This window comes from Bradyrhizobium sp. RD5-C2 (genome assembly GCF_019972155.1).
Lineage (GTDB): Bacteria > Pseudomonadota > Alphaproteobacteria > Rhizobiales > Xanthobacteraceae > Bradyrhizobium.
The window spans coordinates 84,836-110,312 of record NZ_BOVL01000024.1 but is presented as its reverse complement, the minus strand read 5'-3'; the positions used below and the strand labels follow the sequence as shown (position 1 = coordinate 110,312).

16 protein-coding genes and 1 tRNA gene are annotated in these 25,477 nt (G+C 65.4%); 10 read left to right on the top strand and 7 right to left on the bottom strand.

Annotation, left to right across the window (positions count from 1 at the left end; all coding sequences use genetic code 11):
- The first annotated feature begins 196 nt into the window (after nucleotides 1-196).
- The 3 genes from BraRD5C2_RS31395 to BraRD5C2_RS31385 all read left to right on the top strand — a co-directional run bounded on the left by BraRD5C2_RS31395 (nucleotide 197) and on the right by BraRD5C2_RS31385 (nucleotide 10,432).
- Nucleotides 197-487 (top strand): FAD assembly factor SdhE, encoded by a 291-nt coding sequence (locus BraRD5C2_RS31395; protein WP_223975124.1) that lies wholly within the window; start codon nucleotides 197-199, stop codon nucleotides 485-487.
- The gene (gene mfd, locus BraRD5C2_RS31390) at nucleotides 484-4,002 is read left to right on the top strand and encodes a transcription-repair coupling factor (RefSeq protein WP_223975123.1); all 3,519 of its coding nucleotides are present in this window, start codon (nucleotides 484-486) and stop codon (nucleotides 4,000-4,002) included. Before BraRD5C2_RS31395 ends, mfd begins: the two co-directional genes overlap by 4 nt.
- Nucleotides 4,003-4,510: 508 nt before the next feature.
- A complete protein-coding gene (locus BraRD5C2_RS31385; protein ID WP_223975122.1) occupies nucleotides 4,511-10,432 on the top strand; it encodes an AIDA repeat-containing protein in 5,922 nt (1,973 codons plus the stop codon).
- Between the two features lie 108 nt (nucleotides 10,433-10,540).
- On the opposite strand, the gene BraRD5C2_RS31380 is transcribed toward BraRD5C2_RS31385, so the two are convergent.
- From BraRD5C2_RS31380 to BraRD5C2_RS31370, 3 genes are all read right to left on the bottom strand, one after another.
- The gene (locus BraRD5C2_RS31380; protein ID WP_223975121.1) at nucleotides 10,541-11,767 is read right to left on the bottom strand and encodes a GGDEF domain-containing protein; all 1,227 of its coding nucleotides are present in this window, start codon (nucleotides 11,765-11,767) and stop codon (nucleotides 10,541-10,543) included.
- Between the two features lie 106 nt (nucleotides 11,768-11,873).
- On the bottom strand, nucleotides 11,874-13,385 hold the full coding sequence (locus tag BraRD5C2_RS31375) for an AMP-binding protein (protein ID WP_223975120.1): 1,512 nt from the start codon (nucleotides 13,383-13,385) through the stop codon (nucleotides 11,874-11,876).
- A gap of 85 nt (nucleotides 13,386-13,470) precedes the next feature.
- The gene (locus BraRD5C2_RS31370; RefSeq protein WP_223975232.1) at nucleotides 13,471-15,207 is read right to left on the bottom strand and encodes an extracellular solute-binding protein; all 1,737 of its coding nucleotides are present in this window, start codon (nucleotides 15,205-15,207) and stop codon (nucleotides 13,471-13,473) included.
- Between the two features lie 384 nt (nucleotides 15,208-15,591).
- Between BraRD5C2_RS31370 and BraRD5C2_RS31365 the strand changes: the two genes are divergently transcribed.
- Nucleotides 15,592-16,425: an invasion associated locus B family protein gene (locus tag BraRD5C2_RS31365; protein WP_223975119.1), complete on the top strand. Its 834-nt coding sequence runs from the start codon at nucleotides 15,592-15,594 to the stop codon at nucleotides 16,423-16,425.
- A 391-nt stretch (nucleotides 16,426-16,816) separates the two neighbouring features.
- Nucleotides 16,817-18,091, top strand: coding sequence for an MFS transporter (locus BraRD5C2_RS31360; protein WP_223975118.1), 1,275 nt, complete (start codon nucleotides 16,817-16,819; stop codon nucleotides 18,089-18,091).
- A gap of 50 nt (nucleotides 18,092-18,141) precedes the next feature.
- Here BraRD5C2_RS31360 and hspQ read toward each other — a convergent pair whose 3' ends face one another.
- Nucleotides 18,142-18,474, bottom strand: a complete 333-nt coding sequence (gene hspQ, locus BraRD5C2_RS31355; protein WP_024584048.1) for a heat shock protein HspQ — start codon at nucleotides 18,472-18,474, stop codon at nucleotides 18,142-18,144.
- Nucleotides 18,475-18,595: 121 nt separating this feature from the next.
- Here hspQ and BraRD5C2_RS31350 point away from each other — a divergent pair, with 121 nt between their 5' ends.
- Entirely contained in the window at nucleotides 18,596-19,549 is a 954-nt protein-coding gene (locus tag BraRD5C2_RS31350; RefSeq protein ID WP_223975117.1) for an AEC family transporter, read from the top strand.
- 12 nt (nucleotides 19,550-19,561) lie between these two features.
- Here the strand turns inward: BraRD5C2_RS31350 and BraRD5C2_RS31345 are convergent, their stop codons facing one another.
- The gene (locus BraRD5C2_RS31345; RefSeq protein ID WP_223975115.1) at nucleotides 19,562-20,746 is read right to left on the bottom strand and encodes a UbiH/UbiF family hydroxylase; all 1,185 of its coding nucleotides are present in this window, start codon (nucleotides 20,744-20,746) and stop codon (nucleotides 19,562-19,564) included.
- 132 nt (nucleotides 20,747-20,878) lie between these two features.
- On the opposite strand from BraRD5C2_RS31345, the gene pcsA reads away from it, so the two are divergent.
- The 3 genes from pcsA (at nucleotide 20,879) to BraRD5C2_RS31330 (ending at nucleotide 23,439) form a co-directional block, all read left to right on the top strand.
- On the top strand, nucleotides 20,879-21,607 hold the full coding sequence (gene pcsA, locus BraRD5C2_RS31340; RefSeq protein WP_097671961.1) for a phosphatidylcholine synthase: 729 nt from the start codon (nucleotides 20,879-20,881) through the stop codon (nucleotides 21,605-21,607).
- A complete protein-coding gene (locus BraRD5C2_RS31335; protein WP_223975113.1) occupies nucleotides 21,604-22,329 on the top strand; it encodes a TerC family protein in 726 nt (241 codons plus the stop codon). Before pcsA ends, BraRD5C2_RS31335 begins: the two co-directional genes overlap by 4 nt.
- A gap of 135 nt (nucleotides 22,330-22,464) precedes the next feature.
- Nucleotides 22,465-23,439: a quinone oxidoreductase family protein gene (locus BraRD5C2_RS31330; protein ID WP_092114426.1), complete on the top strand. Its 975-nt coding sequence runs from the start codon at nucleotides 22,465-22,467 to the stop codon at nucleotides 23,437-23,439.
- 48 nt (nucleotides 23,440-23,487) lie between these two features.
- Here the strand turns inward: BraRD5C2_RS31330 and BraRD5C2_RS31325 are convergent.
- Both BraRD5C2_RS31325 and BraRD5C2_RS31320 read right to left on the bottom strand, forming a co-directional pair.
- Nucleotides 23,488-23,564, bottom strand: a tRNA-Arg gene (locus BraRD5C2_RS31325).
- 34 nt (nucleotides 23,565-23,598) lie between these two features.
- Entirely contained in the window at nucleotides 23,599-24,795 is a 1,197-nt protein-coding gene (locus tag BraRD5C2_RS31320) for an acetylornithine transaminase (RefSeq protein WP_223975111.1), read from the bottom strand.
- 442 nt (nucleotides 24,796-25,237) lie between these two features.
- On the opposite strand from BraRD5C2_RS31320, the gene BraRD5C2_RS31315 reads away from it, so the two are divergent.
- Nucleotides 25,238-25,417, top strand: a complete 180-nt coding sequence (locus BraRD5C2_RS31315) for a hypothetical protein (protein ID WP_223975109.1) — start codon at nucleotides 25,238-25,240, stop codon at nucleotides 25,415-25,417.
- The last annotated feature ends 60 nt before the right edge of the window (nucleotides 25,418-25,477 follow it).

Below are 25,477 nucleotides of genomic sequence, written 5' to 3'. Positions count from 1 at the left end.
GTCTTTTTTTAACGAGCATGAATTGCCGGGTCCCGTCTACGCCAAGGCTTCGACGGGCGCGCAAGCCCGGCAATGACGGCATGCGCCCAAAGCATCTCCAAAACGCGGCAAAAGAGGGCTGACATCGGCCCCCGCCGTCGCTATATCAAGCCCGCCCGGCACGTCCGGGCTTTTGGCGTTCGATGGATTTTGGGACATGACGGGATCGACACGATCGAGCAGCGGGCTCGATGACCGCCGCAAGCGGCTTTTGTTTCGCTGCTGGCATCGCGGCACCCGGGAGATGGACCTGATCCTCGGCCGCTTTGCCGATTCGACCATCGCCGACCTGTCCGATCTGGAGCTCGGCGAGCTCGAGCATTTGATCGAGGTGCCGGACCCCGACCTCTATGCCGCGCTGACCGGCGATAGGGTGCTGGCTGCCGAGCATCAGACCGCGCTGTTTGCCCGCATCAAGGCGTTTAGGGTGGCGGATCCCAACGCATGAAGCAGCCCATGAAATCGCCGGCCGCGATGCTCGCGCCCGGTCGGGTGCTGACCATCGCCAATGTCGCCGAGGGCGCCGAGGGGCTCGTGATCTCGGATCTCGCGCGCGCGATCGCCGCGCAGCCGAAGCGGTCGGCGGTCAGTCTCGCCGTGGTGTGCCGCGACGGCGCGCGGATGCAGCAGCTCGCCCGCGCGCTGGAATTCTTTGCGCCCGATATCGCCGTGATGCAGGTTCCGGCCTGGGACTGCCAGCCCTATGACCGCGTCTCACCGCATTCCGGCGTTCTGGCGCAGCGGCTCACCGCGCTCGCCAAGCTGTCGCGCCTGGTCGGCTCCGACAAGCCGCTGATCGTGCTGACCACGGTGAACGCCGCCGTGCAACGTGTCCCGGCGCGCGATCAGGTCGCAGCGCAGGCGCTGTCGGTTGCGCCCGGCAACGTCGTGCCGATGGACTCGGTCGTGGCCTGGCTCGAGCACAACGGCTACACCCGTTCGTCCACGGTGCGCGAACCCGGCGAATATGCGGTGCGCGGCGGCATCCTCGATCTGTTTCCGGCCGGCCTCGACCAGCCGGTGCGGTTCGACTTCTTCGGCGACTCGCTGGAGTCGATCCGCACCTTCGATGCCGAGACCCAGCGCACGCTGCTCGACATGCGTGGGCTCGACCTGGTGCCGGTGTCCGAGTTCCAGCTCACGACCGAAACCATCCGCCGTTTCCGGATGGGCTATGTCGCAGCGTTCGGCGCGCCGGGACGCGACGACCAGCTCTATGAAGCGGTCTCCGAGGGACGGCGTCATCCTGGCATGGAGCACTGGCTGCCGCTGTTCCAGGAGCGGATGGACACGCTGTTCGACTATCTCGACGGCGCAACGATCGCGATCGAGCCGCAGGGCGAGGACGCCGCGCGCGAACGCTTCACGCAGATTGCCGATTATTACGACGCACGGCGCGAAGCGCTGGAGCATCCCGGCAGCGGCGCGATCTACAAGCCGCTGCCGCCGGACAAGCTGTATCTGTCTGAGGCCGAATGGACCAGGCTGCTCGGCGATACACCGCTCGCGCGGCTGACGCCGTTCGCGGTGCCGGAAGGCTCGCCCGACATGTTCGACGCCGGCGCGCGGCAGGGCCGTAACTTCGCGCCCGAGCGCGCCGACGGTAATGTGAACGTGTTCGAGGCCGTCGTCGGCCATATCGGCGCGCTGCAGTCGCAGCGCAAGAAGGTGATCGTCGCGCTGTGGAGCGAGGGTTCGCGCGACCGCATGGGCGCGATGCTGCGCGATCACAAGCTGCTCAACACGACCAGCGTCAACACCTGGCGGATCGTGCAGGCGACCCCGCGCAACGAGACCATGCTGGCCGTGCTCGGCATGGAGTCCGGCTTCGAGACCGACGAATTCGCCGTCATCAGCGAGCAGGACATTCTCGGTGACCGCCTGGTGCGGCCGCGCAAGGCGAGCCGCAAGCTCGACAATTTCATCTCGGAGGTGACGAGCCTTGCGACCGGCGACCTCGTCGTCCATGTCGAGCACGGCATCGGCCGTTTTGTCGGGCTGCAGACGCTGGAAGTCTCCGGCGCGCCGCATGACTGTCTCGAGCTGCACTATGCCGCGGAGACCAAGCTGTTCCTGCCGGTCGAGAACATCGAGCTTTTGTCGCGCTATGGCTCCGACAGCGCCAATGTCGAGCTCGATCGTCTGGGCGGTGGCGGCTGGCAGGCGCGCAAGGCGAAGCTCAAGAACCGCATCCGCGAGATCGCCGGCGAACTGATCAAGATCGCGGCCGAGCGGCAGCTGCACGAGGCGCCGAAATTCCCGCTGCAGCCGCATGTCTATGACGAGTTCTGCGCGCGCTTCCCCTATGAGGAGACCGAGGATCAGTTGGGGGCCATCAACTCGACCTTGAAGGACCTCGAGATCGGCCGTCCGATGGACCGCCTGATCTGTGGCGACGTCGGTTTCGGCAAGACCGAGGTGGCGCTGCGCGCGGCCTTCGCGGTGGCGCTGGAGGGCAAGCAGGTCGCGGTCGTGGTGCCGACCACGCTGTTGGCGCGTCAGCACTCCAGGACCTTCACCGAGCGCTTCCGCGGCTTCCCGGTCAACATCGCGCAGGCATCGCGGCTGGTGTCGACCAAGGAGTTGAGCCAGGTCAAAAAGGGCCTCACCGACGGCAACGTCGACATCGTGGTCGGCACCCATGCGCTGCTCGGCAAGGCCATCAAGTTCAAGGACCTCGGCCTCCTGATCGTCGACGAGGAGCAGCATTTCGGCGTCAGCCACAAAGAGCGGCTGAAGCAGCTTCGCGCCCAGGTCCATGTGCTGACGCTGTCGGCCACCCCGATCCCGCGCACGCTGCAACTCGCGCTGACCGGCGTGCGCGAGCTCTCGATTATTGCCTCGCCGCCGGTCGATCGCCTCGCGGTACGCACCTTCGTCGCGCCGCACGATCCCCTGATGATCCGCGAGGCGCTGCTGCGCGAGCGCTACCGCGGCGGGCAGGCGTTCTACGTCGTGCCGCGGATCGAGGACCTCGCCGGCGTCAAGGATTTCCTCGACAAGAACGTGCCGGAGATGAAGGTCGCGGTCGCCCACGGCCAGATGCCGCCGACCGTGATCGAGGACATCATGTCCGCGTTCTACGACGGCAAATACGACATCCTGCTCTCGACCACGATCGTCGAGTCCGGTCTCGACATCCCGAACGCCAACACGCTGATCGTGCATCGCGCCGACATGTTCGGTCTCGCCCAGCTCTACCAGCTGCGCGGTCGTGTCGGCCGCTCCAAGCTGCGCGCCTATGCGTTGTTCACCTTGCCGGCGCAGCAGAAGATCACGGCGCAGGCGGAGCGGCGGCTGAAGGTGCTGCAATCGCTGGAGACGCTCGGCGCGGGCTTCCAGCTCGCCTCGCATGACCTCGACATCCGCGGTGCCGGCAATTTGCTGGGCGAAGAGCAGTCCGGCCACATCAAGGAAGTCGGCTTCGAGCTGTACCAGTCGATGCTCGAGGAGGCGATCATCAACCTCAAGGCCGGCGTCGCCGAGCCCGCCGCCGACCGTTGGTCGCCGCAGATCACGATCGGGATGCCGGTCCTGATCCCCGAGGACTACGTCAACGACCTCAGCGTGCGGCTGTCGCTCTATCGACGCCTCGCCGATCTCGAGACCGACGACGAGATCGACAGTTTCGCCGCGGAGATGCGCGACCGCTTCGGCGTGCTGCCGGACGAGGTGCGTTATCTGTTCAAGGTCGCCGCGATCAAGGCCTATTGCCGCCGGGCCAATGTGGGGAAGGTCGATGCCGGCCCGAAGGGCGCGGTGATCGCGTTCCGCGACAACAGCTTTGCGCATCCGGAGCGGCTGGTGACGTTCATCCGCCAGCACGGCCAGGCCGCCAAGGTGCGACCCGATATGAAGGTGGTGTTCTTCCAGGAATGGGATACGCCCGAAGAGCGGCTCGCCGGCACCACCGAGATCCTGCGCCAGCTCGCCAATCTCGCGGAGAACAAGAAGGCGGCGTGAGGTTCACCCTCCCGGTGGTTGTTGCGTCTGCAAGCTTGAGGCGATCTCACGCAAACTCGTCATGCCCGGGATAAGCCCGGAGATGGTGGTTCTCAAACATCAGTTCGTTTCCAAATATTTCTGCACCTTGGCGCGGCTCGACTCAGAGAGCGAACGGAAGATCTGAGGCGGGCGCGACGATTCCACAATGTGAACAACTGGCGAGAAACATTGAACTTTTGCGACCTGGATCTTGACGGCTTTGGGGCGAATTGTAAGCTGATCGTGTTTTTAGTTCAGATCGGCCTTTATATTTTGGATGACGTAGCAACTTGAATCTGGTTGGCGTCCCGCCAGCATTTCAACTGCTCTCCAAAACTCAGTGATCGAGACCCCGCGCCAAGTGAGTTGGTGAGGGCCAGGAGGCGTTTGCGTCGACTGTTGGGCCATCGGCCAGGCTCGGCTGCGGGGGCGAATTGCCGGCCAGATTTATTGGATTTCGAGATCAGTTTTTTCGGGGGAGGGGTTGATGGGTGTGAACGTCGGCAGCGGCAGCACCGTTTCTGTGTCCGATACGGAGAGCGGCAACACGGTCCAGGACGGCGGCACGCTCTACGTGCTGAATGGTGGGTATATCAGCAGCACGCTCGATGTCGGCACCGTCGTTGTGTCCTCCGGCGGCACCGATTTCGGCGACACCGTATCCAACGACTCAAATGGTGCCGCGCAGCTCTACGTTCTCGGCACCATCATCAGCGCCGTGATCAGCGGTGGCAACGCGATCCTCGGCTTCAGCTATCTCCCTTCCTACACAACCGGCGTTGGAACCGCGATCAGCACGACGATCATCGGTGGCCGACTGACAATTGACAGTGGCTCAACCGCAAGCAGCACCACGGTCACCAGCGGCGGCAGTCTGACCTTTTTCGGCGGCACGGCAATCAATACCACTCTCAATGGCGGTAGGCAGGACATATATGGCGGCACCGCGATCAACACCACGGTTGTGAGCGGAGGATACCAGTACGTCTCGAACGACTACAATAACAACCCTGGCGCCTATGGCAGCGCAGTCGTGTCCAACACCACGGTGGTGGGAAGCAGTTCCGAACAGATCGTTGGATTTCTCGGCGCCGGCAGCGCGGTCAGCACCATCATCGATGGTGCTACGCAGTACATCGGCTATGCCGCCTTCGGAACCGCCGGTATTGGTTACGCCAGCAATACCACCGTCACCGACGGTGGAATCCAGTACATTGCGCCGTACGGCTACGTTGAAACCGGCACGGCCGTCAACACGACGGTCACCGGCAGCGGCAGCATCCAATATGTCGGCGAAGGCCAATACTGCGGCAGCGCAACGGCGATCTCCACCACGCTGATCGCGGGCGGTGAACAGATCGTGTGGGGCGGCGGCGTGTACAGCCCCATCGCCAGCAGCACCGTGATCAGCTCCGGCGGTGCCCAGATCGTTTCATCCGGCGGCATCGCCAGGACCACCGTGATCAGCGCCGGCGGTACCGAGACCGTTATGGCGGGCGGCATTGCCAGCAGCACAGTGATCAGCTCCGGTGGCACCGAAGTCGTTTCGTCCGGCGGCACCGCAAGCGGCGTCGTCGTCGACAGCGGCGGCACCTTGATTCTCATTACCGGCGCCAGTGTCACGAACGTCACCAGCAATGGCGGCACAGTCGTTATCGAAAGCGCCCCTGTGACCGTAAGCAGCGGATCGTCCTACACCGTTTCGAGCGGCCAAACCGACACCGGTGATACCGTGCTCAATGGCGGTTCGATGTTCGTTGCCTCCGGCGGGACAGCCGTCGGCACCACCGTCAGCAGCGGCGGGCTTCTGACCATCAGCAAGGGCGGCGGCGACACGGGTACGGCCGTCTCGTCCGGCGGCACGGAAGCGGTCGCGGGCAACGATACGAATGCCTTCGTTGCAAGCGGCGCGACGATATTTGTCAGCAGCGGCGGCACCGCCAGCGGAACGCTCGTATCCGGAGGAACGCTCGACGTCCTGGCCGGTGGATTTGCCACCGGGACGACCGTCTCGGCGGGCGGCACTCTCAACGTGACGGGGACCACGTCCAATACGGTCGCGGTGTTGAGCGGTGCTATCGAGAACGTCTCGTCCGGCGGCGTCATCCAGGGCACCATCAGCGGCACGGCCGGTACCGGCACGTTCGTCGCAGCCGGTGCGACGCTCAACGTTCTGGCCGGAGGCTCGGCCAGCATGATCAACGTGTCCGGCACGCTCAACGTGCGGGGCAAGATCACCAGCAATGTCACCGTTCAGAGCGGCGGCCACGAAATCGTCTCTGCGGGTGGCTCCGTCACCGGCGTCACTGGTTCGGGGACCGTAATTTCGGGCGTGGTTGACGTTCTCTCCGGCGCTTCGTTCGAATATGCGACCGTCTTCAGTGGCGGTGACCTGAATGTCTCGTCCGGCGCGACCGCGGACCATATCTCCGTCTCGAGCGGCGGCATCTTCAACGTCGGCGGCACGGTCCTGAGTAACGTCGCGGTCTTTGCCGGCGGCATCGAGAACGTGTTCTCGGGAGGTGTGGTTACCGGCGTGACCGGCTCCGGAACCGGGATTTCGGGCGGCACGGTCAACGTGTCGTCGGGAGGCGCGATCGACCACACGACCGTCAGCAGCGGCGGCATGTTGAATGTTCTGTCCGGGGCGACGGCCCACAATGTTTCCGTCTCCAGCGGCGGCACGTTCAAAGTGGCTGGCGCAGTGACCAGCAACGTGACGGTGTTTGCCGGCGGCGCGGAAGTCGTTTCCTCCGGCGGGTCGACTGGTCCGGTGACGATTTCGGGCGGCGTGGTCGAGTTGCAGGTCGGCAGCGTCGCGAGCGGCGGCATCACCTTCAGCGGGTCCGGCGGGCAGCTCAAGATCGACAGCACCTCGATGCCGACGACGACCATCAGCGGGCTGGTGCTGGGCGACAGCATCGATCTGGCCGGGGTGACGTTCTCATCCGGCGGCTCGGTGACCTTGCTCGCAGGCAATGTCCTGCAGGTCACGGAGGGGGGGACCTCCTACGATCTGCAGCTTGATCAGACGCCTGGCGTGCGGTTCAGCGTCAGCACGGATTCCGGCACCGGCACGCTGGTCACGACGCGAGCCGATATCGCACCGGTCACGTCAGCGCCCAATGTACAGGCAACGGTCGGCCAGACCTCTGTGGCGGCGTCCAGCCTGTTTACGGTGTCGGACGCCGATGGCGATCCCATCACCCAATACGCGTTCTGGGACACCCAAGGTAACGGCCACTGGGCCATCAACGGCGTCGTCCAGGCCACCAATGCCGAGATCGATGTTGCGGCGGCGAACCTGTCGCAGGTGAGCTACGTCTTTGGTCCAAGCGGCTCTCCGGCCGATACGCTCTACGTCCGAGCCAATGACGGTACGGTTTGGGGCGGCTGGACCCAATTTGCAGCAACGGGATTTGTGGACACCGCGCCGACCGTGAACGCAGTCAACGTGACCGGGGCGCATGGTCAGACGTCGGTTGCCGCATCCAGCCTGTTCACGGTGACCGATCCGGATCACGACACGATCACCGAGTACGCCCTCTGGGACACCGGGGGAAGCGGCCACTGGGCGTTGAACGGCGCGGCTCTGCCTGCCAACACCGAGATCGATATTCCCGCGGCGCAGTTGTCGCAGTTGACCTACGTGTTCGGGCCGCCAGGATCAGCCCCTGATACGCTGTTCATCAGGGCGAACGACGGAACGTTGTGGGGGGCCTGGAAAGCGTTCACGGCAGGGCCGGGGAGCGATACTGCCCCGGTTGTTACGGCACCGAACGTCACCGCCAATCACGGGCAGGCGTCAGCTCTCGCCTCGAGTCTATTCACGACCTCGGATGCCGAGCACGATACGATCACGCAGTATGCGTTCTGGGACACCGGCGGCAACGGCCACTGGGTGGTGAATGGTGTCGCCCAAGCGGCCAACACCGAGATCGATGTTGCCGCCGCGAACCTGTCGCAGGTGAGCTACGTCTTCGGCCCCGGCGGCTCGCCGTCGGATACGCTCTACGTGCGGGCCAATGACGGGATGCTGTGGGGAGGCTGGACTGCGTTCACGGCGGCGCCGGGCCCCGATACGGCTCCGGTGGTGACGGCACCGAACGTGACCGCGACTCATGGTGAGACGTCGGCGCTCGCCTCGAGCCTGTTCTCGGTCACGGACGCGGAGAACGATCCGATCACCCAGTACGGGTTCTGGGACACCGGCGGCAACGGTCACTGGGTGGTCAATGGTGTCGCCCAGGCGGCCAATGTCGAGATCGATGTCTCCGCGGCGAACCTGTCGCAGGTGAGCTACGTGTTCGGCCCCGGGGGCTCGACGCCAGATACGCTCTACGTACGAGCGAACGACGGACAGAAGTGGAGCACCTGGGCCGCGTTCACGGCAACCCCGGGGATCGATGATCCTCCGGTCGTGACGGCACCGAACGTGACCGCCAATCACGGGCAGTTCTCGGCGCTCGCCTCGAGCCTGTTCACGACCTCGGACCCCGAGAGCGATCCGATCACGCAGTATGCGTTCTGGGACACCGGCGGCAACGGTCACTGGGTGGTCAATGGCGTCGCCCAGGCGGCCAACGCCGAGATCGATGTGTCCGCGGCAAACCTGTCGCAGGTGAGCTACGTGTTCGGTCCCGGCGGCTCGGCGCCCGATACGCTTTACGTGCGGGCGAAGGACGCCGGATCGCTGTGGAGCGCCTGGGCCGCGTTCACGGCGACACCAGGGATCGATACGGCCCCGGTCGTGACGGCACCAAACGTGACTGCCAATCACGGGCAGTTCTCGGCGCTCGCCTCGAGCCTGTTCTCGGTGACGGATGCCGAGAGCGATCCGATCACCCAGTACGCGTTCTGGGACACGCAAGGTAACGGACACTGGGTCGTCAACGGCGTCGCCCAGGCGGCCAACATCGAGATCGACGTGTCCGCGGCGAACCTGTCGCAGGTGAGCTATGTGTTCGGCCCCGGCAACTCGACATCAGATACGCTTTATGTGCGCGCCAATGACGGCAGCATGTGGGGCGCCTGGACCGCGTTCACGGCAACCCCGGGGATCGATGATCCTCCGGTCGTGACGGCATCGAACGTGGCCGCGGTCCACGGCGAGACATCGGTGCTCGCCTCGAGCCTGTTCGCGACCTCGGACCCCGAGAGCGATCCGATCATGCAGTACGCGTTCTGGGACACCGGGGGCAACGGCCACTGGGTGGTGAATGGTGTCGCGCAGGCCGCCAACACCGAGATCGATGTTGCGGCGGCGAACCTGTCGCAGGTGAGCTACGTGTTCGGCCCCGGCAACTCGACATCAGATACGCTTTATGTGCGGGCCAATGACGGCAGCGAGTGGGGCGCGTGGGTTGCATTCACGGCAACGCCGGGCCCCGACACGGCTCCGGTCGTGACGGCATCGAACGTCAGTGGAGTTCACGACCATTCGGTGGCGGCCTCGACCCTGTTCACGACCTCGGATGCCGAGCACGATCCGATCACCCAGTATGCGTTCTGGGACACCGGCGGCAATGGCCACTTTGTGGTGAATGGTGTCGCACAGGCCGCCAACACCGAGATCGATGTCTCGGCGGCGAATCTCTCGCAGGTGAGCTACGTGTTCGGCCCCGGCAGCTCGCCGTCGGATACGCTCTATGTGCGGGCCAATGACGGCAGCGAGTGGAGTACGTGGACAGCGTTCACGGCCACCGCCACCAACCAGGCGCCGACCGTCTCGGTCGCCAACGTCGTGACGGTCTCGGGGCAGACGTTCGCCGCATCGAGCCTGTTCGGCGCCACGGACGCTGACGGCGATACCATCACGAAATATGCGCTGTGGGATTCCAACTCGAACGGGCACTGGAGCATCAACGGCACATCGCAGGCCGCGAATACCGAGATCGACATCACCGCGGCGCAACTCTCGCAGACGACCTATCAGGCCGGCTCTGGTACCGACCAGCTCTGGATCCGTGCGTATGACGGCATCGCGTGGGGGGCCTGGCAGTCTTTCAACGCGACCGGCGAGAGCTCCGGCAGCGCCAACATCGCTGCGGGCGCCACCCTGGAATTGCCGGGAGCGTCGAGCGCCACCGTCGCATTCCAGGGCTCGACAGGGACGCTGAAGCTCGACAATTCCGCGAGCTTTGGCGGGACCGTCGCCGGGATGACCGGTTCGGATGCGATCGATTTCGCGAACATCAATTTCGCGAGCGTTCACACGCCGAGCATCAGCGGAAACGCAGCGAGCGGAACGCTCACGGTGACGGACGGCACCGTCACGGCGAGTATCATGCTGCTGGGCAACTACATGGCCTCGACCTTCACGACCTCGAGTGATGGCCATGGCGGGACCCTGGTTGTCGATCCGCCGGCGACGCAGGTCAGCCAGCTGGCGCAGCCACAGCATGCGTGAGGCTTGAGGATGAGAGGCATACGGAGCCACCAAGATAAGGTGGCTTCGCCTGCTGCCGACGCTGCCTGCGCAGCGATTGCAGCAACTGAAAAGCGGCATAGAGCTTGATTACGACGCCGCGCGCTCCGGCGTCCCGAACAATCGTCCCAGCAGCGACATCGCGGAATCGCCCGGCAGCAGCGTTGCGATGCTGACGGCGGGCTCGGCCCTGCTGTCGCGGCGGCCGTTCTGGGTGTGGCGCATCACGCTTGCCAATCGCCGCGTAATTGCCTGGGCGTTGCGCATGTCGGTCCCGGCGAACGCCACGACGAGCGACCGGTCGTCGTGCACGGCGCCGAAATCGGCCTGGCGCATCAGCCGGCTGATGATCCGCGCGCCGTCGAATTGCGCGCGCGGCTGCGTGTTGTCGAAGGTGAAACGCGCCACCGAGAGCGCGCCGCCGCGCTCGGCGGTCTGGTAGACGGCGGTTGCGAAGTCGCGCTCGAACGCGGCCTTGGTGAGCAGGCCGGTGCGGGGATCGATCAGGCCCTTGGCGTCGATTGCCTTGAGCATGCGGCCGAGCCGCGCCTCGAAGGCATGCTGGCGGATCATCGGCAACACCATGTCGCCGACGCGTGTCGGCCCGGCCGTGACGATCTCGAGATTGGGCAGCTCGTAACGCGGCGTCAGCTCGCCGGAGGCGACGATCACCGGCAACGGACGGAAGCGGACATCCTCGGTCAGCACCGTCAGGAACGCATCCATCACGCGCGGGGTGAAACCCTCGGCCAGCACGATGCCGTCGATGTCACGGTTGGAGAGATGTTTTGCGGCCGCCTCGATGCTCAGCGCACCGACCACGCCGGCACGTTCGCCGAGCGCGACCGACAGGGCCGGGTAGGCGCCGCCGCGGCCGATCAGGAGCGCGGTGGCCTCTCCGACCGGATCGATATCGGACATTGCGATCGGCGCCGGCGGCACCAGGCGGCGCATCACGGTCGCATGCAGGGCGCGAACGCGTAAGGACGCGTTGAGCCGGGCGACCAGGCGATCCGGCATGCCCTTGTGCTGGAAGAACGCGATGACGGTGTCGGGCAGGGTGGTCGCAGGATCGACCGCGATCAGCGGCAGATAGGGCGCGCGGGCGGCCGCGCGCTTGGCGAGGCCCGACAGGGCGACGAAGTCGATGCCCTCGGCGGCTGCGATGATCGCAGCCGGCTTGACCTGCTCGATGGCGCGTCCGACCTCGTTCCAGTCGGTGACCACGACCGGAAACAGCTTCGTCTCATCGAGGACCGCGGCAAACGGCGGCTTTGCCGACGCCGATACGATGAGGACCGGACCTTGTTGAGACATTCGAACGCTCGAAACCAATGCACAGATCAGCAAACGGCTACGATGCTAGTTGGCATGGCTTAATGCGGCGTCAACACAATGCTAAGACTAACGCAATGATAAGATTCTAGGGCGTTTCGGTGCCGCTGCGGTCGCGAAATGCTTCGACCATCAAGGGGTTAAGCCCAAGTTCTGTCAGGGCGTCGCGGGCCCGCGCATTGTCCTGGGCCCGTCCGGCCAGCCGGTGGCCACTGAGGCGGTCGGGCAGTGCCGTCAACAATGCGCCCTGGCCGAGGCGGCGCGACCACTCCTGTAGCTCCTGGGCGAGGAATCGGTAGCCGCCGACCGTCATGACCCCCGACGGCGGGGCGGTGATGTTGACGGCGCCGGTCGCGCGATCGACCCGCGCGGCATATTCGGTGTCGACGTAATCGCGCGGCGCTGGCGCAATCAGGGTGTCGCCCGGGGGCGGCGGCGGCGCATAGGCGGCGACCGGCACCATCGGGCCACGCAGGCCGAGCGTCCCCTTCGGGGTCAGCAGGATCTCGCCGGCGATCGATGCGCCGGGAGCCTCACGCGGCGCGCTGTGCGGACCGGGCTTGATCGGGGCCGGCGATCCGTCCTCGGCGTTGCGGCGGGCGCCGAACAGCCCGGCCTCGCCGAACAGATAGACGTCGGTCAAGGTCACCCGCCGCGACGTCCAGTGCGCGCTGGAGGCAACCTGCTCCGGCGTCCGCCAGAGGCCGATCGCGTTGCGCAGGGTGGGCAGGCGCTCCGACAGGCCGCACTCGTCGAGCCGCAGCGCGAGTTGCGCCGGCGCGATCAGCGTGTCGCAGCCGTGATCGTTGAACTGGGTTTCGAACGCTTCCTCGTCGAACGGGTGATGCATGACGAGCGTTCCGCCCGACAGCAGCCAGATCACCAGCGACGAACAGACGCCGGCGAACGACATCGGCGCGAACGCCGACATAATGGTCGCGCCCTGGGCCAGGTCGCTCTCCAGCGACATCGCGAGCCCGCCGGCGATCAGGCCGAAATGCGCGCGCGGCACCGGACGAAAACCCTCGCTGGTGACGTCGAAGGAAATCAGCGCCGCCTTGCGGCCGTCCTGGATCATCGGGCGCGCGGTCCGCGAGTCCTGCAGGATCGCGTCATCGAGCGACGCCATGCCTTCGGGCAGATCGGCGCCGAACCCGCAGACATGGCGGATCGAAAAAGCTTCCGCCGCGGCGTTCATGGCGATGTCTGCGTAGGAGACGCCGTCGATCCTGCCGCAGGTGACGATCGCCCGCGCCGCGGTGCGGTTGAGGACGGACGTCAGCTCGGCTTGCCGCCACAATAGCGGCAACGGCGCCACCACGAGGCCGACGCGATGGGCGGCGAGCACGGTCAGGGCGAATTCGATCGTCGAGGGAAGCTGAACCGCGATCACGGTATTGGCCGGCAATCCGCTCTCGACGAAGTGGGCGGCAATCGCCGAGATCGCGCGGTCGGCCTGAGCATAGGTCAGGCGCTTGCAGGTCTGTCCGGTGATGCGCTGCTTGTTGATCGGGTCGACCAGCGCCAGCGCCTCGGGTTGCCGCGCCAAAGTGCGCTTGAACAGCGTATCGAGCGTGGGCGAGGTGATCGACTGGTTCACAGGTTCAACGTCGGTTGCATCGCTTCGATCAGACCGGTCCATGCCGCGTCGGGTCGCAAATCACTTGGTCGCTCAACTTGGCAGCTCAATTGGATTGCGCGCCGGGCTTCTGCCACCAGGTCTCCGGCAGGTAGCCCGTCAACGCCGTGGCCGAAGGCCGTTCTATCCGATTCCAGCGCGCGATCCATTGCTCTCCCAAGTTAAATAGGGGGATAGCGTAGAAGCCGGACATCAGGGTCCGGTCCAGCGCCCGCACCGCCGAGACGAAGGCCGGCCGCTCCCGCGCCGCGAGCAGCGCGGCGATCATGGCGTCGATGGCCGGATCCCTGGCGCCCATGTAGTTGCGGGTGCCTGGCACGTCGGCGGCCTGGCTGCCCCAGTAGAACCACTGCTCGTTGCCCGGCGACAGCGACTGGTCCCAGCGAATGGGGATCATGTCGAAATCATAGGCGACACGGCGCTGCTCGAACTGCACCGCGTCGACCACCCGGACCGCGGCGTCGATGCCGGCCCGCTTCAGGTCGCGCTGATAGGCGAGGGCGATCCGCTCATGCTCGCGTGTCGTCACCAGAAGCTCGATCCGGAGCGGCGTCCCGGTCGCGCGCTGCTTCAGCACCGTGCCGTCGAGCGCGTAGCCCGCCTCCGACAGGAGTTTAAGCGCGTCGCGAAGGATGGTGCGGTCGCGGCCTGAGCCGTCGGTCTCGGGGAGGCGATAGCGGCCCTCGAGAATGTCGGGTGCGATATGCGACAGATACGGCTTGAGGAGCTCGCGCTCGCGGTCATCGGCGGGGCGGCCATAGGCGGACAGGTCCGAGCCGGCGAAGTAACCGCCGGCGCGCGAGTAGAGTCCAAAATAGTAATTGCGGTTGATCCATTCGAAATCGAACAGCATCAGCAGCGCCTGGCGCACTCTGACGTCGGCGAACTTCGGCCGCCTGGTGTTGAACACCAGGAATTCCGACGGATCGGGCGTGCCGATCTTGATGGTGTCGCGGATCACCTCGCCGCTTTTCGCGGCGGGGAAGTCGTAGCCGTCATGCCAGCGGAGCGGTTCGGGCTCGGTCCTGAAGTCATAGAGGCCGCGCTTGAACGCCTCGAACTGGCCGTTGGCGTCGCGATAGTAATCGAGCCTGATCTCGTCGAAATTCCAGAGCCCGCGGTTCACCGGCAGGTCGCGCCCCCAGTAATCCGGATTGCGGGTGAAGGTCACGCTGCTGCCGGGCTTGACCGCCGTCACGCGGTACGGGCCGGTGCCGATCGGCGGCGCCAAGGTGGTCTCTTCAAACTTGGAGACGTCGGTGGCATGGCGCGGCAGGATCGGCATCAGCCCGAGGATCAGCGGCAATTCGCGGTCCGCAACGCCGCCGAAATCGAACCGCACCGTGAGCGGGTCGAGCACCTCGGCCTTTGCGACTTTCGAATAATACTGGTGATGCAGCGGGCGGCCGTGATCGCGCAGCAGCTCGAGCGAAAACACAACGTCGTCGGCCGTGACCTCGTGCCCGTCGGAGAAGCGCGCGCGGGGGTCGAGGTGGAATGTCACATAGCTTCTGGCATCGTCGGTCTCGACGCTGCGGGCGAGCAGGCCGTACAGCGTGAACGGCTCGTCATTGTTCCGCACCAGCAGGCTTTCGTAGACATAGCCGCGCTCGTAGGCGTAGCCCCGGAGCTGCTGCACGGCGAGACCCCTGACAATCAGGGGATTGAGGCTGTCGAAGGTGCCCTCCCGGGGGCTCAGGACCAGACGGCCCCCCTTGGGGGCGTCAGGATTGGCGTAGGGCAGGTGGCTGAAGTCGGCAGGCAGCGCGGGCGCGCCATGCATCGCGATGGCGTGGCTCTCACTGGCGGCCACAGGGGCAACCGCGCTCGTCAGGAAACCCAGAATGGACGCCAGGACGAGCCAGATGGCGGCCGACGCGGTGCGCCAAACGTGACCGGGAACACGTCCATGAGGCGCCGGATTTGATTCGCGAAACGTCACATCGGAAGGTTTATCACAGGGCGGCAAAACTCGCCGTGACAGGTGCGCAAATGCGCTTGTCGGCATTGATCTTTCCGCGCGCCGCTGTATTGAAGGCGTGCAATTCGAAGGCGGGAACGCCTGTCACGTATCCGCCTCAATTGACTAGGAGACAGCCGCCCAAACGGCTATGTGTCGGCGCCTGCAGCGGTTTCGGGCGCTGCCGTTCAGAAAGGGTTTTCCGCAATGAATTTCCGTATCTTGGCCGCCCCGGTCCGGCCGCATGGGCGAATTGTTGCCCTGATGGCGGCGACGGCATTCTCTGCAGCGCTCCTGGTTCCTGCCGCTCAGGCCCAGCAGCCGGCAGCGCCGGCGCCTGCGGCACCGAAGGCCGCGCCCAAGGCGGCACCCAAGGCAGCTCCGAAGGCGCCGGCTCCGGCAGCCCAGGCGGCGCCCCAGGCACAGGCCCCGGCCGCAGGTCAGGCGCCCGCCGCGGCAGCCCAGCCGCCCCAGGATCAGCAGATCCAGCTCATCTACGCCCCCTGGACCAAGTTCTGCCTGAAGGGCCAGGAAGCCAACGCCAAGCAGGTTTGCTTCACCGGCAAGGATGGCCGCATCGAGTCGGGCCAGCCCGTGATCGCCGCCGTGATCATCGAGCCGGAAGGCGAGCCGAAGAAGATCCTGCGCGTCACGCTGCCGCTCGGCATGCAGCTGGTTCACGGCACCCGCATCATCGTCGACAGCAACCCGCCGCAGCAGGCGCCCTATGTGATCTGCTTCCAGAACGGCTGCATGTCCGATTATGAAGCAACCCCCGAGCTGATCGCCAACATGAAGAAGGGCCAGAACCTCGTGGTCCAGGCGATCAATTCGAACGGCGCGCCGCTGACGCTGCCGCTGCCGCTCAACACCGAATTCGCCAAGGCCTATGACGGCCCGCCGACCGATCCGAAGGTGTTCGAGGAAAACTCGAAGAAGCTGCAGGAAGAGTTGCAGAAGCGCGCCGAAGAACAGCGCAAGAAGCTGGAAGGCGCGGGCGGTGGCGCTGCGCCGGCTCCGGCCAACCCGGCCGCCAAGTAACAACGTCGATCGCGCGTTCAAGAAGTCGCGAGTTCGTCGCAAGCAAAAGGCGCCCGTAAGGGCGCCTTTTTTTGTCATGCGAAACAGACTGGCTGATGGCAGCCTGCCGCGCTGGTGATCGCACAGGTCGTGTGCGATGGTCGCTCAAGGCAAATCGATCGCGCCAAGCCGCATCGTCGTTGCCTTGTCCGGACAAGTCCGGCGTCGAAGCACAATCATAAATCTGTCACGGGAGGCCGGACGAAAGCGCGCAACACGCGCCTTCGATGCGCAAATGCGCGCGTGGTTCGCTGCGAACCCCGGCCACTGTGTGGAAGCGTGATGGCGCGATGCGACTGGACTTTGCCTGGGCCGCAAGTCCGTCCGTCGTTCGCAATCATGAAAGTCCCCAATGTCCCAGCGAGTCAGCACGCAGCGGCGGGAACCGGTTTCCCGGCCTTCGGAGCAGCCGACCGGCCGTGCTTCGGTCGATGCCGGCGGGCGTCTCAACCAGGACAACGCCCCCGGGAGCTTTCATCCGGGCATCGTTCATCTTGCGCTGGCGATGGGCGGCTTCGCGATCGGCATCGCCGAATTCGCCACCATGAGCCTGCTGCCGTTCTTCGCCCATGACCTGCACATCAGCGAGCCCCAGGCCGGCCACGCGATCAGCGCCTACGCGCTCGGCGTCGTGGTGGGCGCGCCTGTCATCGCCGTGCTGTCGGCGCGCATGACGCGGCGGACGCTGCTGATCGCGCTGATGGGCTTCTTTGCGCTGATGAACGGGCTCTCCGGGCTCGCGCCGGATTATCACACCATGCTGCTGCTGCGCTTCCTCGCCGGGCTGCCGCACGGCGCCTATTTCGGCATAGCCATGCTGGTCGCGGCCTCGCTGGTCCCGATCGACAAGCGTACGGCGGCCGTCGGACGCGTGCTGCTCGGCCTCACCATTGCGACGACGATCGGCGTGCCGCTCGCCAATGGCGTGGGCCAGGCGATCGGCTGGCGTTGGGCGTTCGCGATCGTTGCCGGCCTCGCACTGCTGACGTCCATCCTGGTTCTGATCTTCGCGCCGCGCGACGTTGCCGACAGCAAGGCGAGCCCGTTGCGTGAGCTCTCGGCGCTCGGGCGCAAGCATGTCTGGCTGACGCTTGCGATCGGCGCCATCGGTTTCGGCGGACTGTTCTCGGTCTACACTTACCTAGCGTCGACCATGCTGGCGGTGACGCACACCTCGCCCGCGCTGGTGCCCGTCACGCTATGCGTGTTCGGCGCCGGCCTCACCGCCGGCAACATCATCGTGCCGCGCTTTGCCGACCGCGCGCTGATGGCAACCGCGGGCGGGCTCTTGCTGTGGTCGGCCGCGACGCTGGCGCTGTATCCGCTGGCGGCGGCGAACTTCTCGACGCTGAGCGCCGACGTGTTCCTGATCGGCCTGGGCGGCGCGCTCGCCACCGTGTTGCAGACCCGGCTGATGGATGTCGCAGGCGAGGCGCAGAGCCTCGCCGCGGCGCTCAACCATTCCGCCTTCAACGTCGCCAATGCGCTGGGGCCGTGGCTCGGCGGAATGGCCGTCGCAGCCGGCTACGGCTGGACCTCGACCGGTCTCGTCGGTGCTGGACTGGCCCTGGCGGGTTTTGCGGTGTGGGCAATCGCGGCGGCGCTGGCCGCGCGTGAGGGGGTATGAGCAGTTCGGAAGCCGCGCCGTCGCGTCCGTCGCCGGACGGGCGCCGCGCGTCAGTTCAGCGACGGGTTGCGCGGACGATAGCCGCCCGATTTGTCCTTCACGAAGATCTCAGCCACCTGCGAGTGTCGGATCGGTTCGCCGGAATCGTCGGGCAGCAGGTTCTGCTCGGACACATAGGCGACGTACTCGGTCTCCGAGTTCTCCGCGAGCAGGTGATAGAACGGTTGGTCCTTGTGCGGCCGCATGTCCTCGGGGATCGACAGCCACCATTCCTCGGTGTTGTTGAACTCCGGGTCGATATCAAAAATCACGCCCCGGAAGGAGAACACCCGGTGACGGACGATCTGCCCGATCTGAAACTTGGCGGTGCGCGCTTTGATCATGGTTCGTCGATAGACCAACATTGTGGCCGATGCTAGGGGCTAAGCCTCGAATTAACCCCCGGCTTACCGATTCTAGCGGCACTAAAACGACCCGAAATCCGGCCGAGAAACTACTTTCAGAATGATCGATATCCTCAATCTGGCGTTGCCGTATTTCGGCTTGATCTTCATCGGCTACGCGTGCGGAAAAGCCAAGGGTTTGCCCGAGAGCGGGCTCGCCTGGATGAATTTCTTCCTGCTTTACGTTTCGTTGCCGGCGCTGCTGTTCGGGATCATGTCGAAGACGCCGTTCGCCGAGCTGAACAACCCGCCATTCCTGATCGCCACCACGCTCGGAACCGTGATCGCGTTCTTCCTGGCGATGATCGCAGGCAAACTGATGGGCGGGCTGTCGCTGCGCGAGGCGACGCTTGCGGGCCTGTCGGGAGCCTACGGCAATATCGGCTATATGGGGCCTGGGCTGGCGCTTGCCGTGCTCGGCGCCAAGGCGGCAGCGCCGACTGCGCTGATCTTCTGCTGCGACAGCATCTTCCTGTTCTCGATCGTGCCGCTCCTGATCGAGCTCACCGACCGCGACCATCCCTCGCTGCTGCACGCGTTCGGCGTGGTGCTGCGGCAGATCGTGCAGAACCCGTTGATCATGTCGGCGGTGTTCGGCGCGCTGGTGGCCGCGTTTCACATCCCGATCCCGGTCGCGCTGGACCGCACCATCCAGTTCCTCGAGAACGCCGCCGCACCGACGGCGCTGTTCGTGCTCGGCATCACCGTGGCGCTGCGGCCGTTCGAGCGGGTGCCGTGGGAGGTGCCGGGCGTGGTCGCGATCAAGCTTCTGATCCATCCGCTGCTGGCATTCGGACTGATGCTGCTGTTCGGTCCGTTCGCGCAGCCCTGGGCTGCGACCGCGGTGCTGATGGCCTCGCTGCCGCCGGCGCTCAACGTGTTCGTGATCGCGCGCCAGAACGACACCTGGATCGAGCCGGCATCGGTCGCGGTGCTGATCGGCACTTTCGCCTCGGTGGTCACGCTGACCAGCGTGATGTGGTTCATCCAGAGCGGACGGCTGGTGTTTCCCTAAGACGAGTAGGGGCTACCGCCGCCATGACGGCGCGAGACCCTCGCGCATCGCGAGCCGCCGCAGCGGGCCGAAGGCGCCGAGCAGATGCAGGCCGGCGGCCCGCGCCGTCTGGACGCCCAGGAAATCGCTGAGCAGCGACCGGTTGGCGATGTCGATCGCCCAGGTCCGGCTGGCGACATCAGGACGCCGCGCCGCCTGGTAGCGCGACAGCACATTCGGCGCGCCGGGATCCTCGCCGCGGCCGATCGCCTGGCCCGTGATCTCGGCGATATCGGCGGCATCGCGCAGCCCCATGTTGAGCCCCTGCGCGCCGATCGGCGGCAGCACATGGGCGGATTCGCCGACCAGCGCGATCCGGTCCTTGGCGAATTGCCGGGGCCGCTCGATGGCGAGCGGAAACACGTGACGGCCGCCCTGGACCTCGACGCGGCCGAGAATCGAATGCGACTGCCGCTCGGCCGAATCGGATAATTCGCCATCGCCAAGCGCCTTCAGCCGTTCGGCCTCCTTGGGCGCCGAGACCCAGACCACGCTGCTGCGGTTGCCGCTGAGCGGCACGAACACGCAGGGGCCATGCTCGGTGTGAAACTCGGTCGAGATGTTGTTATGCGGCCGGCTGTGGGTGATGTTGAAGGTGAGGGCGGACTGGCCAAGCTCGCGGCTGACCACCTCGATGCCGGCGGCCTCGCGCGAGAGCGAGTTGCGTCCGTCGGCGCCGACCACGAGTCGGGCCGATAACGTCTGGCCCTGTCGCGTCACCACGGTGACCGCGGCATCATCCGGTTGAACCGAGGCGGCCTCGTCGTCGAACCGCGTCAATGCGGCCATCTCGCCGGCGCGCTCCTCGAGCGCTGCGACCAGCGAGCGATTGTCGATGTTGAAGCCGAACTGCTCGCGGCCGATCTCCTCGGAGGAGAACCGCACCTCCGGCGCGCGGATCAGGCGGCCGGTGTCGTCGACGAGGCGCATGGTCTTGAGCGCGGCAGCCTTGTCGCTGCAGCGCCGCCAGACGTCGAGCCGCTCCAGGATCTCGGTCGAGGCGCCGAGCAGCGCGGTGGTCCGGTTGTCGGCATAGGGGGCGCGGCGCGCCAACAGCGCGGTGCGCGCGCCGGCGTCGGCGAGGGCAATCGCAGCCGTCAATCCGGCCGGGCCGCCGCCTATTACGATAACGTCATAATCCTGCGAGCTGTCGGACATATCAGGACATTTGACATGCTTGGCCCGATTTTCAAGCCGTCGGTAACCACTGAATCCTTCCAATGGTTTGCGCGGCGGAACGCCGCAAGACTGCATATGCAAAGGGGGCCGATTCCTGATAGCACTCGGCCGATGGAGCACTCGAGCCAGCCGGATGCGTTGCCAGAACGGATGCGGACCGCCGCATTCTCCGTTCATATCTTCACGGCGCTCGGCGCCGGTGTCGCGCTGCTGGCGATGCTGGAGGCGGTGCGCGAACACTGGGCCAACATGTTCGCCTGGCTCGGGGTGGCGCTGATCATCGACGGGATCGACGGCCCGCTGGCGCGCCGGCTCGACGTGGTGCGGCTGCAGCCGAACTGGTCGGGCGAGGTGCTCGACCTGGTGGTCGATTTCGTCACCTATGTGTTCGTGCCGGCCTATGCGATCACCGCGAGTGGCATGCTGCTGCCGCTGGCTGCGCCGATCCTTGGCATCGGCATCGTGGTGTCCAGCGCGCTGTATTTCGCCGACCGCCGCATGAAGGCCGACGACAACCATTTCCGCGGCTTCCCGGCGTTGTGGAATGCGGCGGCGTTCTATCTGTTCCTGCTGCATTTGCCGCCGGTGTTGTCGACGATCGTGGTCGCGCTCCTGATCGTGCTGACCTTTGCGCCGTTCCATGTGCTGCACCCGTTCCGGGTGGTGCGGCTGCGCTGGCTGACGCTGTGGCTGCTCGGCGCCTGGGCGCTGCTCGGCATGTACACGCTCGCCAACGATTTCGTGGTCGGAGCCCCGATCACCTTCGGCCTCTGCGCCATCGCCGTCTACATCGTCGGCAGCGACACCCTGATCCGCCGGATGAAAGCCTTCAGAGCATGATGCAATTGATCACCAGCCCGGAAGCCTGGGCGGCGCTGCTGACCCTGACTGCGCTCGAGATCGTGCTCGGTATCGACAACGTCATCTTCCTGTCGGTGCTGGTCTCGCGGATTCCGCAACCGCAGGCCAACCGCGCGCGGCAGATCGGCCTGCTGCTGGCGCTGGTGTTCCGCATCATCCTGCTCAGCGTCCTGGTCTGGCTGATCGGGCTGACGCAGCCGGTGATCACCATCGAGAGCGTCGCGCTGTCGTGGCGCGATATCATCCTGATCGGCGGCGGCCTGTTCCTGATTGCGAAGGCGACCCACGAGATCCACGCCGAGGTCGAGGCGCGTGACGCCGAGGAGAATGACAAGCCGAGCCCCAACGCGTTCTTCTGGGTGATCGTGCAGATCATCATCATCGACCTGGTGTTCTCGCTGGATTCGATCATCACCGCGATCGGCATGGCGCAGGACATCGAGATCATGATCGCGGCGGTCGTGATCGCGTGCATCATCATGTACGTCTCGTCGGGACCGGTGGCCCGGTTTGTCGCGGAGCATCCGACCACCAAGATGCTGGCGCTGGCGTTCCTGGTGCTGATCGGCGTGGCGCTGGTGGCCGACGGATTCAAATTCCACATCCCGCGCGGCTACATCTATTTCGCCATCGCATTCTCGGCGGCGGTCGAGATGTTCAACGTGCTGGCCAAACGCAACCGGAGGAAGCCGGCGTGCTAAGGGGCATGATCTTTTCGGAAAACCGCTTCGCACTTTTCCGGATCATGCTGTAGCCCCCGGTTCCGGCCGGTTGGTTGACAAGCCGGTGCCGATGGCATTCGCTCGGCTGACACTGAGATCTGAGGGAGCGACGACATGACCAAGGCTGTGCGGGTGCACAAGGTGGGGGGCCCCGAGGTCCTGACCTATGAGGATGTCGAGGTGGGGGCGCCGGGGACCGGGGAGGTCCGCATCCGCCAGCATGCGGTCGGGCTGAACTTCATCGACGTCTATTTCCGCACCGGCCTCTACAAGGCGCCCGGCCTGCCATTCATCGCCGGCAACGAGGCCGCGGGCGAGGTCGTGGCGGTTGGTCCGGGGGTGACCAATTTCCACCCCGGCGATCGCGTTGCCTACTACTACAACCTCGGCGGTTACGCCTCAGAGCGCGTCATCCCGGCGGACAAACTCGTCAAACTGCCCGACCACATCACTTACGAGCAGGGCGCCGTCCTGATGCTCAAGGGGCTCACGGTCTGGTACCTCCTGCACAAGACCTTCAAGGTCGAGCAGGGCCATCGGGTGCTGATCCATGCTGCGGCCGGCGGCATCGGACTGCTGGCCTGCCAGTGGGCCCACGCGCTCGGTGCGCATGTCATCGGCACCGTCGGCTCGAAGGCGAAGGCCGATATCGCGCTCGCCAATGGCTGCGACCACGTCATCCTCTACAACGAGGAGAATTTCGTCGAACGCGTCAAGCAGATCAGCCGCGGCGAGCTCTGCGACGTCGTCTATGACGGCGTCGGCAAGACCACGTTCCCGGGATCGCTGTCGTGCCTGCGGCCACGCGGCCTGTTCGTCTCGTTCGGCAACGCCTCGGGTCCAGTGCCGCCGTTCCCGCTCGCCGAGCTCAACAACCACGGTTCGCTGTTCGCGACGCGGCCGAAGCTCAACGACTATGTCGGCACCCGCAAGGAATTGCTCGAAGGCGCCGACACGCTGTTCGCTGCCGTGATCAACGGCAAGCTGCACGTGCCGATCAACCACGCCTATGCGCTCAAGGACGTCGCCAAGGCGCATATCGACCTGGAGAGCCGGGCTACGACGGGTGCGGCGATCTTGCGGCCGTAGCGATGCTACGGTCGCAAGCACTTTGCCGGACGAGCCAACCCGGCAAGATGGTGGTCCCGCGAGGACTCGAACCTCGAACCTTCGCGTCCGCAACGCGGTGCTCTGTCCAATTGAGCTACGGGACCATGCCATCATCGGCCGCGATCTGATATCGCCTGTCTACGCCACCCGTCTGGCCGCACCGACCTTCGTCAGCACTCCCTCCAGACAATCGATGACAGCGGAAATCTCCTCCCGCGTGACGTCGAGCGCCGGCATGAAGCGCAGCGTGTCCGGCTGCGGCGAGTTGACCAGCATGCCGGCCGCGAACGCCTCGGCGACGACGGCGGCGCCGATCGGCATCTTGAGATCGAGCGCGAGCAGGAGGCCGCGGCCTCTGATCTCGCCGAGCCCGTGCCGCGCCGACAGCCGCTGCAATTCGCGCTCGAGCAGCAGACCGGCATCGACGACCGATTTCAGGAAATCGGGCTGGCTGATCTTGTCGAGCACGACAAGCCCCGCGGCGCACATCAGGGGGTTGCCGTTGAAGGTGCCGCCCTGATCGCCATGATCGAAGCATGAGGCATGCTCGGTCGCAAGCAACGCCGCGAGCGGCACGCCGCCGCCGATGCCCTTGCCGAGCGTCATGATGTCGGGCGCGATTCCGGCGTGCTCATAGCCGAACAGCTTTCCGGTCCGGCCGATGCCGGTCTGGATCTCGTCGACAATCAGCAGCAGTCCGCGCTGCTGGGTCAGCGCCCGCAGCTCTTGCAGGAACGCGTCGGTCGCCGGCCACACGCCGGCTTCGCCCTGGATCGGCTCCAGCATCACCGCGACCGTCGATGAATTGATCAGTTGCCGCACCGACTCGATGTCGTTCAGCTTGGCCTTTCGGAAGCCCGAGACCTTCGGCTCGAACAGCGGCTCGAACGCCTTCTTGCCCGACGCCGACATGGTCGCGAGCGTGCGCCCGTGGAAGCCGCCTTCGAAGGTGATGATCTCGTGCGCGCCACCCTTGTACTTGGCGCCGAATTTGCGCGCGAGCTTGATCGCGCCCTCATTGGCCTCGGCGCCGGAATTGGCGAAGAACACCTGATCGAAGCAGCTCTTGTCGACCAGCATCTTCGCCAGTTTCAGGCTCTGCTCGTTGTAGAATGCCGGGCTCGGCGTCAATAGCCGCCTGGCCTGCGCGGCCAGCGCATCGGCAACGATGACCGGCGAGTGGCCGAGCGGATTCACGGCCCAACCCTGCACGAAATCGAGATAGCGGTTGCGGTCGGCGTCCCACAAATACGAGCCTGCGCCGCGCACGAACACGACCTCGGGGCGAGCGGTGATGTCCATCAGCGCATCGAACGGATGGGTGGCGTTGGTCATGTCGATCTCCTCTGGGGGCGGTGTGGGGATTAAGGGCAGGCCGAAAAGCGAGAAGGCCGCGCTTTGGGGGCGCGGCCTTCTCGAAAACCTTGGCTGATTTAGCTAATCAGCGGTGGCGTCGGACACGGCGCAGCCCAGCATCGTCGCGGGTGCGACGACGGTTGATGGCGCGGCGGTGGGTCCGGTTCAGCTTCATGGCGCAGGGCCATACAGCCGAAGGGCCGGTGGTGTCAAGCGGGAGGTGATATCGCACGCGAGTCGCTCGCGGAGCGTGTTAGATTGCGACGAGGCAATCTTGGAGCAATCTTGGAGGTGGCGCCGTGATCAAGCTGCTGATCGAACGAGACCTTCCGGCCAATTTCGACGTAACGGACGATGCGCAAGCGGCGCGTCATGCGCGGATTGCGCTGGACGCCATCAACGCAACGCAGGGCAGGGCAAGATGCACTGGCTCTGCACCTATGCGACCGATGACCGCAAGCTGTTCGGCCTCGTCGTGGTCGAGAGCGAGGCGGTCATCGATGCCTATGTGCGCAATGCAGGCATCACAAGCTCGGTCCGCATCCATCGCGTGCTTCGCACGCTCGATCCAGCGTTCGCCGCGCCGCCGACGACCAACTAGCGTTTCATCACAGCGATTTTGACTCTTTGGGAGTTGCTGGATAGGCGCAGCGGAGTTTGC